Below are 12,387 nucleotides of genomic sequence, written 5' to 3' on the forward strand. Positions count from 1 at the left end.
TACCCCGCATGAAGCGACTGGCTGGTCTCTCCACCCTTGCCCTGATCATTTCCAGCACCAGCGGTTGCGGCTGGCTGTGGGGCGAGGACGGTTATTTCCGCGACCGCGGCAGCGATTACCTGCAGGCGCACCCGACTGCGCCGATGCAGTTGCCGCCGGACGCCAGCAACCCCAAGCGCCTGGATCCGCTGTTGCCGATCCCGCGTAACGTCGCCGACGATCGTGCCACCGGCGAGTTCGAGGTGCCCCGTCCACAGCCGTTGACCGCCACGGCCGAGGCAAGCGATTTCACCCTGCAGCGCAGCGGCAGCAGCCGTTGGGTGCTGGCCCAGCGCTCCCCGGCGGAAGTCTGGCCGGTGGCGCGCCAGTTCTTCGAGGACAACGGCTTCCGCATCGCCGAGGAGCGTCCGCAGACCGGTGAATTCAACACCACCTGGCAGCGTTTCGACGAGCTCTCCGCGTCCCTGGGGCAACGTCTTGCCAGCTCCTCCAGCAGCCCGGACAGCGAAGTACGTGTCCGTGTGCGCATGGAGCCAGGCGTGCAGCGCAACACCTCCGAAGTGTATGTCGTTAGCGTCGAGCGTCCGGCCGGCAGCACCGCCGAACCTGATTTCCCCTCCAGCTCCACCAATACCGGCGCTGACGCCCTGTTGGTCGACGAAATGCTGGCCAGCATGAACCGCAGCGCCGAGAAGGGCGGTTCGGTCTCGCTGCTCGCCGCCCGCGACTTCGACGCGCCAAGCCGCGTCAGCCTGGCCGAAGACGGCAGCGGCAACCCAGTACTTTATCTGGGCGCCGATCTGGATCGCGCCTGGTCCAGCGTGGGCCGCGCCCTGGAGCAGGGCGAATGGCGTGTCGAGGACATCAACCGCAGTCTGGGCCTTTACTACATCAACCTGTCCGAGAAACCCGACGACAAACAGGACCAGCCTGGCTTCTTCGGTCGCTTGTTCGGCAGCGAGCCGAGCAAGGAAGAGCGTGAGGCTCGCGCCGAGCGTTATCAGGTCCGTCTGAGCAAGGTTGGCGAAAGCGTGCAGGTCACTGTCGAGAAGAACATCAACACCGTGGCGCCGGCCGATGTGGCCCGCCGCGTGCTGAGCATGATTCAGGACCACCTGGGCTAAGTGCGTTTCGCGGTACTTGGAAGCGGTAGCCAGGGAAACGGCACGCTGATCGCCAGTGGTGACACGTTCATCCTGGTCGACTGCGGCTTTTCCCTGCGGGAGACCGAGCGACGCCTGGCGTTGCTCGGGGTGTCCGCGGCACAACTGAGCGCCGTGCTGGTGACCCACGAACATGCCGACCATGTGCATGGGGTGGGGTTGCTGGCTCGGCGCTACAATGTACCGGTCTATCTCAGCGAGGGGACCCTGCGTGGCATGCGCAAGCCGGTGCCTGCCAGTGGTCTGCTCCGGTGTGGCGACAGCCTGCGTATCGGCGCTTTGGAAGTGAGCGCGGCGCGGGTCGAACATGACGCGCTCGAGCCGTTGCAGTATGTGGTCAGTGATGGGCGCCGACGTTTCGGTATGCTCACGGACCTTGGTTCCTACGACATGCATCTGTTGGAGCGCTACCAAGGTCTGGACGCCCTGCTGATCGAAGCCAACCACTGTCGTGACATGTTGGCGCGCGGGCACTACCCGCACTTCCTGAAGCTCAGGGTCGGCGGCAGCCAGGGACATTTGAACAACCACCAGGCCGCGAGCCTGGTGGCCGAGCTGGGCTGGAAACATCTGCAGCACCTGGTGCTGGCCCACCTCAGCAGCAAGAATAACCGGCCACAACTGGCCCGCCAGTGCTTCGTCGACACCTTGGGGTGCGACCCGGACTGGCTCCAGGTGGCGAATCAGGAACATGGGCTCGACTGGCGCGAAATCGCCTAGCCCACCCACTCAAGCAAGCGGAGCCCATCATGGAAAAACGCGAAGAACTCTACCGCGGCAAGGCCAAATCGGTTTACAAGACCGACGACGCCGACCGCTTGATCCTGCTGTTCCGTAACGACACTTCGGCGTTCGACGGCAAGCGTATCGAACAGCTCGATCGCAAAGGCATGGTGAACAACAAGTTCAACGCCTTCATCATGCAAAAGCTGGAAGAAGCCGGCATTCCGACCCAGTTCGACAAGCTGCTCGGCGACAACGAGTGCCTGGTCAAGAAGCTGGACATGATCCCGGTCGAATGCGTGGTGCGTAACTATGCCGCCGGCAGCCTGGTCAAGCGCCTGGGCGTGGAGGAAGGCATCAAGCTGGAGCCGTCGACTTTCGAACTGTTCCTGAAGAACGACGAGAAGGGCGACCCCTTCATCAACGAATCCCACGTCGTCGCCTTCGGCTGGGGCACCGCCGAGCAACTGGCGACCATGAAGCAGCTGTCGCTGAAGGTCAACGAAGTGCTGAGCAAGCTGTTCGATGACGCCGGCCTGCTGCTGGTGGACTTCAAGCTGGAGTTCGGCGTCTTCCACGGCCATATTGTCCTGGGCGACGAGTTCAGCCCGGACGGCTGCCGTCTGTGGGACAAGGAAACCCGCAAGAAAATGGACAAGGACCGCTTCCGTCAGGGCCTCGGTGATGTCATCGAAGCCTATGAGGAAGTGGCCAAGCGTCTGGGCGTGCCGCTCTAAGCGACACGTTCACGCAAGCGCCTGATACCACGCGGATTTTTTTCAAAGAAGGGTTTGCCTTTCGCGAAATCGCTGGTATGATGCGCGCCACTGGAGAGATGCCGGAGTGGTCGAACGGGACGGATTCGAAATCCGTTGTACCTTCGCGGGTACCTAGGGTTCAAATCCCTATCTCTCCGCCATATGCGAAGTAGTCGAAGCCCCCGAAAACGTTGATGTTTTCGGGGGCTTCGTCGTTTCTGGTCCATGAGCTAGGGCAATTCTAGGGCAATTTTTCATCGTGCCAGGCCTCCGCTGGCCGCGATACGCCAGCTGGAGTAGGGCTGATTTGGCTGTTTACTGATGTACGTGGCTAACCCGTCTCTGACATTCAGTTGTCGCTAATGAGGGCATCCATGATTTCAGGTTTGATGATGTCGCGAAGCTTCGAAAAGGGAATGGCTACCCTTGATATGCCTGCCGCGTAACAGTCGATCTGATATTCGCCAAAAATAAAGTTTATAGTGTATAAGCCGATGGTGAAGCAGGACAAATTTTCAAAAGTAGGTTCGGTTCCTGAGATTATCCAGTCTTTGGAGTGGTTGGGATTCTCGCGCAGCAACTCCTCTCTCAGAATTTTTGACAACAGCGTAAGTGCGGTTTCGTCTTTTAGTAGTTCCTCAAGTGAAATTGGTGTGAAAGGTTCTAGGGCAAAGTTCTGGACTCTTGTCTCGGTTGAGCCGTGAGCTCCCCCGTAGTAAGAGTTTATGGTGTATTCAACACTTAGAAAATGCTTATCTCGCCGAACTACTTCGTATCGACCTGTCAGTTTTGCGCCCATAAAGGGGTAGTTGTACTGTTCCTTTTTAATAAATTTTATGGAGTCATTGTGCGCATCTAAAAGCTCTACTCCCCAAGCTTCAATATTTTTAGAGGCAATTATAGATTCAGATTGGGCGAAATCAGGAAACTCAAAGTCAAAGTAAAGATCTGAATTCTCGGTGTCCACGGAGTAAATTCGGCGTTTTACTTCGATTATCGGATGGTCAAAAGCAGCTTCGCCCAGATTTCTAATGCTCGCTATGAGGCTTGCTTTATAAGCCGCTAGAGATTTCCTATCAATTTTTCCATTGTGCACTCTTGTATGGCAGTTAGGGCACAGGGCTATTAAATTCTGGTATTCGTGTTTTTGGCAAGTCTCCCAAGGAATTATATGGTGAATTTCTATGTCTGGATGGCGACAGGTAGGAATTGCACAACGGTGCCCTGCTTCAATTAAAACAGCACGTTTCAGGGCGGCAGATATGGCAGGCCTTCCCAAGAGCTTTTCTCCAAATTGAACGTTCAAGCCATCATAGCTGGTGGTAAGGCCTAAGAGCTGATATGTAGTGACTTTTTTGTCCTCACTGCCGCTCGCCTGTAAAGCCCATCATCTTGGAGACGATATCCGCCATGCTCTTCGTGTCTTTCGAGATCCAGCGACCGTAGTGCTTGCGCACCATGGTTGTGTCGCTGTGACCCAGTTGTCGTGCGACCCATTCAATGGGGACGTAACTGGACAGTGCTTGGCTCGCGAACGTGTGGCGCGCTTGGTTCGCTCCTCGATGGCGAATGCCTGCTTTCTCGAGGTGGGCGGTGAACCAGTTGCTTACAGTTTTTCCGTTCCACAGCAGGCCGCTGGTGGAACTGCGAAACAGGAAACGAACACGCTCATGCTTTTTTGTGATGTTGTCCCGCTGCACTACGGTGATGTGGGCGGGTTCGTCGTCCTTGGCATCGGCCACGATCGCGGTCAGCAGCTCCAGAGCCGGCTCGATGAGTTCAACCGTACGAATGCGTGAACGCTCCTTCGGTACCTTGAATTCACCTGCAACCAGAGCGCGCCTAATTGATAGCGTGCCGGCCACCAGGTCGACGTCCTCTATAGCGGCCGCGATCAACTCAGACAGAGACAGCCCGGCCCAACAGTTGAAGACGATCATGCGACTGTCTGCCATTCGCTCGGGGTCTGCCGCAGCTATCCGCTCGATCTCGCTACGGGTGAATGGGTCGGCGAATTCGCTGTCGCTGTCAGACTGGATGTTCTCGATGCGCTCCAGGGGGTTGAGCTTGATGATTTCATCGCTGAACGCATCCCCCCACACACCCCGTATAATAGTGAAGACGTCGTTTACGGTTTTCGGTTTGAGGCCCTTGGTGAGTAGTTCGGCTTGGAATAATTCAAGCTCACTCTTTGGGATGCTTGCGAATGTTCGGCCGGTGAACTTTTTTCTAACGTGTTCGGACTTGCTTTTGTAGTTGATGAATGTGCTATGGGCTTTTTTGACCTTGGCAACTTCAAGCCACTGCGCTATCCCTTCGTCTACAGTTCTTTTGGCCGGCTCGTTCGGCAGTGCCTGTCTAGCCTTAAGCCATGCCGAGTCGGGGAAGTGGGCCGCATAGTCGAAGCGGTTTTCCTTGATCTCGGCAAGTATCGTTCTGCGTTTGTTGTCCGCGTAGGCGATGGAGGCCTTGTTGATCTTGGCGACGTTGCGCAGCGGCTCGCGGCGGCGCTCGCCTTCGTACATGAAGGCGATCCGCAGTAAGTTACCATTGATGTCGACGCCCCTTGGGAGGGCGTCGATGCCAGCAGGCAGTTTTTCTTTCATGGGTGGCCAGCCATCCACTTCTCGATCTCGAGGCGGTTGTAAACGATCACGTTTGCGGGGTCTGTGCGCCACTGCTTTTCCTCAAGCCAAATTCCGCGATCACGATACTTGCGTACGGCTTCGGTGCTGAGTCCAAAGATCGGGAATAGCAACTCTTTTCGAATCCATACAGCCGGCGTAATAAGTAGTTGCAATGCTTCGGAAGTTTGATTGGTTGCTTCATGCATGGGCTTAACTTGTTGCTTTGCCATAATGCTCTCTCCGGCTCAACGAAGTGGGCGCAGGCGCAGTACCTGCTGGAGTTTTTTAGCGGCCACGTTGGCCATGTAGGATTGCCATTCGACGTTCTTCCGTTGCTGCCGGATCTTGCTGCAGCTGGTGTGGTTGCGGGTCGAGCGCGCTTTTCCGCAGATGTCACACATCGCGGGTAGATCAAGGCTGTGGGTGGCCATGCGTGGCCTTGTTAGTTGCTCGGGGCGGTTATTGTTGAGGTCGGGCTTACAGCCCTCCGCCTTGTCGAGGCTGTGCATGACCAGCTCATCGGAGGTGTGGCCCCCAACAGGCCGGTTGCTGATCTCGGGCTTCCAGCCCTCGGCTTCGTCCATGCGGTGGCGCTCGATCTCGGCGTTTTGTTCCAGCGCCGTCGCGGGCGGCATCGACATGCCGTAGTCATTCGCTGCCAGATGATCATACGGGTCGCGCTTGGCGGCCTCTGCGAGCGCTTTCAGCTTGGTCAAATTGATAGTCATGCTTTACGCCCTCGGATTGTTACGAAGCCCGCCGCCTGGCGGATCTTGCTGCAGCGTTCATGGTTGCTGCGGGTCCGTGGGGTGTTGCAGACGTCGCAAAGAACCCCCATGGCGGGGCGCATGAAGGTCTGCACGCCCTTTGGATCGCGTGTGTTGGGTATGTAGGTCGTTGTGGTGATCACAGCGAAGGCGGCCAAGGATGCTGGGGATGCAGTTCGGGTGGATGCTTTGCGCATGGCTGCGGAGCCATTCAAGCGAATCACTGTCTTTGAGCTGCGGGCCGGCCTGGTGCAGGACGTGCTCCCGCCTTCCATCCACCCTGGCACGGGTAAACCATATACTTGGCGCACCCCTCCAAGCGCTGATGGCCTGCCCGTGTTGCCGCCAGAACTGCTTTCGATCTGGCAGGGCTGGGATGAAGTAAAACCGAGGGCTGAAGGGCTCTGCCCATGGTTACCGAAGGCGGCGCCGCCGGTCGTTCGGCCTCAGCAGCAGAAGTCTCGGCCTGCCCTGGTGCGTGGCGGCTCGGATTTGCCTGCAGTAATTCCCCTCTTCAATGAGAGCCATGATCTTTCCGCTCTGATCGAGGCGCATGGCTACGAGCGCAAGGGGGATAAATGGCTTTGTCCCCAGAGTACCAGCGGCGACCCAGGCGTCACTATCAGCGAAGGCAAGCTGTATTCGCACCACAGCTCCGATCCGTTGGCGAATGGGCATCGAAACGATGCGTTCGACGTGTACTGCATCCTGGAACATGGCGGCGACCAAAAGGCGGCGACCAAAGCAGCAGCCCGTATGCTTGGTATTGATGCTGCGTCACGCCCGCCCAGTCCTCCGCCGTTGGGGGGGGCTCCTTCCGCGACTGGGTCGTCTGGTCAGATAGCGCCGTTTGCCGACGACAGCATGGGTGACCAGCTTCCCCGCGCCCCATCGGGCAACAGCGCCCCCGGCCCGGCCGGCTCCTCCGATGCAGGGGGCGCGGGGGGCGGTGGTGCGGATATGGCAGATGCGCTGCGGCGCTTTGCCTTGATCGAAGGATCCACCAACGTGTGGGATCTGGACCGGGCAAGGCCCATGAAGCGGACAGGGTTGGAGGCTCTTGTAGGGAAGCCGGTAGCGAAGGCGTGGATGGAGAGCACTGATAAAAAGTTGATTGCCCCTGAGAAGGCGCAGCAACTGGATCAGGTGCGGCGCATGGCTGCGAAGAAGGGTGGAGCGTTGAAGCTCGATCCCTTGGAGCGCTATGTCTACATCGACGGCACCAAGGATGTCTGGGACTGTGAGAAGAAGCGTCGCATCCCCGAAGGTGCTGTGAAGATGGCTATAGGGGAGGACTACAAGTGGTGGTTGAACAGCCAGGATCGCCGGGTGGTGGACGTCAACAACATTGTGTTCGACCCAGCGATGAAGAAAGACCCCAATGAGTACATCAACACTTTCGAGGGTTTGCCCCTTGAGCCGGTGCGTGATGATGCAGCCTGCGAAAACCTGCGGTGGTTGATTTCGTTCCTCTGTAACCACAACCAGGTCGAGATCGAGTGGTTGACTAAATGGCTCGCCTATCCGTTGCAGCACATGGGGGCCAAGATGGACACGGCAGTGTTGGCCCACTCAGTCATGGAAGGCTCGGGCAAGAGTCTTCTCTTTGCCGATGTTCTTGGTGAGCTGTATGGCCAATACGCCGCAGTCGTAGGCCAGACGCAGCTGGAGGGCAGCTTTAACGCCTGGCAGAGCGGCAAGCTCTGGGCCGTGTTCGAGGAAGTTGTCAGTCGTGATCAGCGTTACAACCAGGTCGGCAAGATCAAGCACTTGATCACCGGCAAAACGGTGCGGATGGAGTCCAAGTTCATCAATGGTTGGGAGGAGTCCAACCACATGAATGCGGTCTTCCTCAGTAACGAGATCCTGCCTTGGCCGATTAGCGATAGCGACCGCCGCATGTTGGTGATGTGGCCAATGGAGACGCTGCCACGCGAAAGGCAAAAGGCCATTGGTAGTGAACTGGCCAATGGAGGTGTGGCAGCCCTTTACGGCTGGCTGCTCAGCATTGATCTGGGCGAATTCGACCAGCGCACGCGACCACCAGAGACAGAAGCCCGGCAGCGGCTGGTCGCACTGAGCCGAACGGCTTGGCAGACATTCCTCAGTCTATGGCGCACAGGCGAGCTGGGGTACGGCCTATGGGGCTGCTGCCTCTCCACCGACGTGTATGCGCTTTTCCTTGAATGGTGCGCGCGCAACAAGGAACACTCCATGAGTCAGACCAAGTTCTCGCTCATGATCAGTGCGACGGTGGAGAAGACTCGGGCCATTCCTTGGATGGATGGAACCAATCGACGGTTTGCCGCGTTCTTCGTCCCGAGTGATGGCGATCCTTCCCTTCCCCCTTCCTTGGTGTCGGCCGAGCTGGGCAAGACCGTTGTCGAGTGGCGGAAGCGGGCGAAGCTCGCGGGTTGGAACGTCGACGGTTGGGACCACGTGAAAGGGCTTGCCGCATGAGTACGCCTATTTGTGTGTCGGGTGTGTTGGGTTTGTGTTGCGTTGATTTTTGCGGGCCAACACACGTGCATGCCGCGATTGCTGTGCCTTGTGCGGGGGCCGTGGTGGGTGTGTTGGGTTTGCTTTCGCGCACGCGCAGGCGCGACGTTTTTAGCGGTGCCTTTGACGGCGCAAATAAATCCCATGCGAACACTCAAAAACTCAACAAACCCAACACACTCAACACAGCATCAAGTAATTCGCTGATTTCATTGGTATTTAAGTGTGTTGGGTTTGTGTTGGGTTGTGTGAATTTGTGTTGGGTGCACTTTTTGGAGGGATCGCGATGACAGCAGACCGGGGATTGCACAATCTGCTCCTGTGGCGCGAGGCGGCCCACAAGTCCGAGATGGCGGAGTTGATAGACCAAGGTGAGCGCTTACGCCTGGTGGGCGAATTGATGCAGCACTGGGGCGAACAGCGGCGGCAGCTGGGATTGGAGGCCAGCCTCGGCAGCCAGATGGGTACGATCATGGAATGGAAGGGGGCGGCGCCCCGCACCGGTTCTTCTGGTGCTCGAATCTTGGTGTCGGGCGCAGGCCTGGATCACGCCGCCGCTGAAGTCGATGCATCTGTCGCTGAGTTGGATCGCCGGGATAATCCGTCGAGTGCTTCTTGATGAAGGCGTACTTCAGCCACACTCCTTGGCAAAGTACGCGGCGGCCTTCTTTAAGATGTCTCGCTCTTCCGTCACGCGCTTGAGTTCAGCGCGTAGCTTACGCAGCTCGGCCTGCTGATCTTCGTCTTGCTGACGCTGTTCTTGGGGCTTGCTGTAGAGCTTGATCCAGGCGTAAAGGCTGTGAACGGACACCCCCAGACGCTGGGCAACATCAGCGACAGGCCTGCCTTTCTCGGTCACTTGCTTGACCGCTTCGATCTTGAATTCTTCGGGGTAACGCTGACGACTCATGGCACCTCCTATTTGGGCCTCATTATGAGGCTTGGAGGTGTCTACGAAACCAGCGGCGATTCAATGCGGCCTGAGCCATTACCCCACACGTGCGTCCAACCAACCTCGCGAAACCCACCCTGCCAGGCTTATGCGGCTGTATCCCTCTCCTCGAAAAACTGTCCACATAAATGCGATGAAAATGTTCACAGATTGAGGTTCAGTCTGTTGTCGATCCTTTCCCCCAAAGGTATATTTCCGCGCGTCTGATGGCTCAATGCCATGCTGCGTGTTGCGCAGTGTCAGCCTTGGAAAAGGGCTGCACACACTGCGGGCGTTCATCTCGCATTGATCCCTCTCTCACCTCTTTCGCCGTCGTCGACGGCATTTCCCGCCTCGTGCAACCGGGCCCCTGAGGGGATCGCCCGGCAATGGCAATTTCAAGAACGATCAATAGAAGGGCTCTGCGGATGATCGACCCAATCGTGAAGGTGTTGGCTGATATAAGTGTGCGGTCGAAACTGACCCTGGGCTTTGCCCTGGTGTTGCTGCTGACCCTGGTGATCGCCGGAATCGGTTTGGGCGCACTGAGCAGCCTGGGTGAGCGCAGTGCCAAGCTCAGCAGCATCGCCCACATCAACGAAGAGACGCGCGACGTGCGCATCGCGCGGCTGAACTACACCGTCTCCCCGGGCGCTGAGCAGGCTGCGCAAATGGTCAAGGCGATGGATGAGCTCAACCTTCGCATCGAAGCGCTCGCCAAGCAGTTCACCGATCCGAACGATCTGCGCTGGATCGGGCAGGCTGAACAGGCTATCGAAGCCTACCGTTCACACTTCCAGGATTACGTCCGCGCCGTGGAGGCGCGCAGCGATGCGCAGGCCGTACAGACCCTGGCGGTGCTGGAGTCGGATCTGAAGAACCTGCTCGAAGCGGCCGGGCAGTTGTCGGACAGCCAGTCGCAAAAGCGTGACCATGAAGTGCAGTCGTTCAAGCAGCGGTTGATCTTCGCCGCGTTGCTGGCGCTGGTGTTCGGGGTGCTGGCGGCGTGGCTGATCACGCGTTTGATCGTGCTGCCGTTGAAAGAAGCGCTGCAAAGCGCCGAGCGGGTGGCCAATGGTGATTTGAGCCAGGACGTTCCGGTGTCCAGGCGTGATGAGCTGGGCGAACTGCAGGCCAGCATGCAGCGCATGACAGTGAACCTGCGCGATCTGATCGGCGGGCTGCGCGACGGCGTGGTGCAGATCGCCAGCGCCGCCGAAGAGCTGTCGGCGGTCACTGAGCAGACCAGCGCGGGGGTGAGCAGCCAGAAGGTCGAGACGGACCAGGTCGCCACCGCCATGAACCAGATGGCCTCGACCGTGCAGGATGTTGCGCGCAGTGCCGAGGAGGCTTCCAATGCGGCGGTCAACGCAGGCCATGAAGCGCGGGAAAGCGACACGGTGGTGAATCAGGCCATCGAGCAGATCACCCATCTGGACGTCGAGGTGGGGCATTCGACAGAGGCGATGGCCGGGCTCAAGCGAGAAAGCGACAAGATCGGCACGGTGCTGGATGTGATCAAGTCGGTCGCCCAGCAGACCAACCTGCTGGCGTTGAACGCTGCCATCGAGGCGGCGCGGGCGGGGGAGGCCGGTCGCGGCTTCGCGGTGGTGGCCGATGAGGTGCGCAGCCTGGCACAGCGGACCCAGAGCTCCACCGAAGAGATCGAAGAGTTGATCAGTGGTCTGCACCGTGGTACGCAGCAGGTCAGCGATATCCTCGAGCGCAGCCGCGCACTGACCAGCAACAGTGTCGAACTGACCCGCCGTGCCGGCACTTCGCTGCTGAACATCAGCCGTTCGGTGGCGACCATCGAATCGATGAACCTGCAGATCGCGACGGCTTCGGAGCAGCAGAGCGCTGTGGCCGAGGAAATCAACCGCAGCGTGCTCAATGTGCGGGAAGTGTCCGAGCAGACCGCCGCGGCCAGCGAGGAAACCGCCGCTTCCAGCGTCAAGCTGGCGCAGTTGGGCGGTGAACTGCAGCTGCTGGTGGGCAAATTCAAGCTTTGACCTGTGGGTGAATCGGCGTTCGCCGTCGTTGGATCAAGCCCCTGAAGCGCGTGCCTCAGGGGCTTTGCATCAAATGGAGGTGGCGGCGGCACTGGGTTGGCGCCGGTCGTGCCGCGTATCGTATAAGATATCCACACTGTATTGCCTCTGGATGCCGCCGTGCCGATCCTGCCCCGCAAAGCCCCCAATCTGGGTGTCACACCCTCGACCTCTGAAATCATCGCCGAGCACCTGCGTGAAGCGATCATTTCCGGGCATCTGGCCGAAGGCGAGCCGGTGCGTCAGGACGACATCGCCCAGGCGTTCAACGTGAGCAAGATCCCGGTGCGCGAAGCGCTCAAGCGCCTGGAGGCGGAAGGGCTGGTGGATTTTCACCGCAACCGTGGCGCCTTGGTGACCAAGATTTCCGAGCCTGAGCTGGCGCAGATGTTCGAGGTGCGTGTGCTGCTGGAGGTCAAGGCCATCCGCCTGGCGGTGCCGAACATGACCGAAGAGACGTTCCAAAAAGCGGAAGGGATTTGCGCCGAGTTCATTGGCGAGGATGACATTGGCCGCTGGGCCGAACTGAACTGGGCGCTGCATGCATGTCTTTATGAGCCCGCGCAAAGGCCATTTTTGGTGGGCTTGATCCGCTCGATTCACGACAAGGTCGAGCGCTACCTGCGCATGCAGATGAGCCTGTCAGCCGGCAAGGAGCGCGCCGATCACGAACACCGGGACATCGTCGCCGCGTGCCGAAACCGCGATGCCGACCTGGCCGCACAGCTGATCGAAGCGCACATCAACGGCGTCTGCCAGAGCCTTTACGAGCACTTGCCCCATCGCTGAGCGACCGGCGCTGAGGCTGATCCCTTCTGTGGCATCGCCTGCCATATTGCTTCCTCCCGTAACAGTCCCTCGGGGCCGC

The 12,387-nt window shown here is 58.8% G+C and carries 11 protein-coding genes, 1 tRNA gene and 2 pseudogenes; 9 read left to right on the plus strand and 5 right to left on the minus strand.

Annotated elements, in window-relative coordinates:
• The first annotated feature begins 8 nt into the window (after positions 1-8).
• The 4 genes from bamC (at position 9) to BLS27_RS18470 (ending at position 2,805) form a co-directional block, all read left to right on the plus strand.
• On the plus strand, positions 9-1,124 hold the full coding sequence (gene bamC, locus BLS27_RS18455; protein ID WP_043213134.1) for an outer membrane protein assembly factor BamC: 1,116 nt from the start codon (positions 9-11) through the stop codon (positions 1,122-1,124).
• Entirely contained in the window at positions 1,125-1,883 is a 759-nt protein-coding gene (locus BLS27_RS18460; RefSeq protein ID WP_043213137.1) for an MBL fold metallo-hydrolase, read from the plus strand.
• A gap of 29 nt (positions 1,884-1,912) precedes the next feature.
• On the plus strand, positions 1,913-2,623 hold the full coding sequence (gene purC, locus BLS27_RS18465; RefSeq protein ID WP_090346130.1) for a phosphoribosylaminoimidazolesuccinocarboxamide synthase: 711 nt from the start codon (positions 1,913-1,915) through the stop codon (positions 2,621-2,623).
• Between the two features lie 92 nt (positions 2,624-2,715).
• Positions 2,716-2,805, plus strand: a tRNA-Ser gene (locus BLS27_RS18470).
• Positions 2,806-2,993: 188 nt separating this feature from the next.
• Here the strand turns inward: BLS27_RS18470 and BLS27_RS18475 are convergent.
• Genes BLS27_RS18475 through BLS27_RS24080 form a run of 4 tightly spaced genes read right to left on the minus strand, consistent with a single transcriptional unit; the run spans position 2,994 to position 5,999 of the window.
• Entirely contained in the window at positions 2,994-3,950 is a 957-nt protein-coding gene (locus tag BLS27_RS18475; RefSeq protein ID WP_090346131.1) for an HNH endonuclease, read from the minus strand.
• 55 nt (positions 3,951-4,005) lie between these two features.
• Positions 4,006-5,250 carry an Arm DNA-binding domain-containing protein gene (locus BLS27_RS18480; protein WP_090346133.1) on the minus strand — a complete coding sequence of 415 codons (1,245 nt, stop codon included), beginning with the start codon at positions 5,248-5,250 and terminating at the stop codon, positions 4,006-4,008.
• Entirely contained in the window at positions 5,247-5,501 is a 255-nt protein-coding gene (locus tag BLS27_RS18485) for a hypothetical protein (protein WP_090346136.1), read from the minus strand. Before BLS27_RS18485 ends, BLS27_RS18480 begins: the two co-directional genes overlap by 4 nt.
• A gap of 15 nt (positions 5,502-5,516) precedes the next feature.
• The gene (locus tag BLS27_RS24080) at positions 5,517-5,999 is read right to left on the minus strand and encodes a hypothetical protein (RefSeq protein ID WP_341845468.1); all 483 of its coding nucleotides are present in this window, start codon (positions 5,997-5,999) and stop codon (positions 5,517-5,519) included.
• Between the two features lie 174 nt (positions 6,000-6,173).
• Between BLS27_RS24080 and BLS27_RS18495 the strand changes: the two genes are divergently transcribed.
• Entirely contained in the window at positions 6,174-8,498 is a 2,325-nt protein-coding gene (locus BLS27_RS18495) for a DUF5906 domain-containing protein (RefSeq protein WP_244155254.1), read from the plus strand.
• 325 nt (positions 8,499-8,823) lie between these two features.
• A complete protein-coding gene (locus BLS27_RS18500; RefSeq protein WP_244155255.1) occupies positions 8,824-9,156 on the plus strand; it encodes a hypothetical protein in 333 nt (110 codons plus the stop codon).
• On the opposite strand, the pseudogene BLS27_RS18505 reads toward BLS27_RS18500, so the two are convergent.
• Positions 9,131-9,447: pseudogene (locus BLS27_RS18505) on the minus strand (transposase); the annotation flags it as partial. The gene BLS27_RS18500 and the pseudogene BLS27_RS18505 sit on opposite strands and share 26 nt — an antisense overlap.
• A gap of 449 nt (positions 9,448-9,896) precedes the next feature.
• On the opposite strand from BLS27_RS18505, the pseudogene BLS27_RS24385 reads away from it, so the two are divergent.
• The 3 genes and pseudogenes from BLS27_RS24385 to BLS27_RS18515 form a co-directional block, all read left to right on the plus strand.
• Positions 9,897-10,364, plus strand: a pseudogene (locus BLS27_RS24385) (methyl-accepting chemotaxis protein); the annotation flags it as partial.
• Between the two features lie 42 nt (positions 10,365-10,406).
• Positions 10,407-11,480 (plus strand): methyl-accepting chemotaxis protein, encoded by a 1,074-nt coding sequence (locus tag BLS27_RS18510; RefSeq protein ID WP_482211642.1) that lies wholly within the window; start codon positions 10,407-10,409, stop codon positions 11,478-11,480.
• 168 nt (positions 11,481-11,648) lie between these two features.
• Positions 11,649-12,308 (plus strand): GntR family transcriptional regulator, encoded by a 660-nt coding sequence (locus tag BLS27_RS18515; RefSeq protein ID WP_070094388.1) that lies wholly within the window; start codon positions 11,649-11,651, stop codon positions 12,306-12,308.
• Positions 12,309-12,387 lie beyond the last annotated feature (79 nt).

The organism is Pseudomonas guariconensis (genome assembly GCF_900102675.1).
GTDB classification, from domain to species: domain Bacteria; phylum Pseudomonadota; class Gammaproteobacteria; order Pseudomonadales; family Pseudomonadaceae; genus Aquipseudomonas; species Aquipseudomonas guariconensis.

Bases quoted from the DNA above. Each gene is read 5' to 3' on its own strand.
- bamC (WP_043213134.1), top strand. From the start codon at position 9: ATGAAGCGACTGGCTGGTCTCTCCACCCTTGCCCTGATCATTTCCAGC.
- purC (WP_090346130.1), top strand. From the start codon at position 1,913: ATGGAAAAACGCGAAGAACTCTACCGCGGCAAGGCCAAATCGGTTTAC.
- BLS27_RS18480 (WP_090346133.1), bottom strand. From the start codon at position 5,250: ATGAAAGAAAAACTGCCTGCTGGCATCGACGCCCTCCCAAGGGGCGTC.
- BLS27_RS18485 (WP_090346136.1), bottom strand. From the start codon at position 5,501: ATGGCAAAGCAACAAGTTAAGCCCATGCATGAAGCAACCAATCAAACT.
- BLS27_RS24080 (WP_341845468.1), bottom strand. From the start codon at position 5,999: ATGACTATCAATTTGACCAAGCTGAAAGCGCTCGCAGAGGCCGCCAAG.
- BLS27_RS18500 (WP_244155255.1), top strand. From the start codon at position 8,824: ATGACAGCAGACCGGGGATTGCACAATCTGCTCCTGTGGCGCGAGGCG.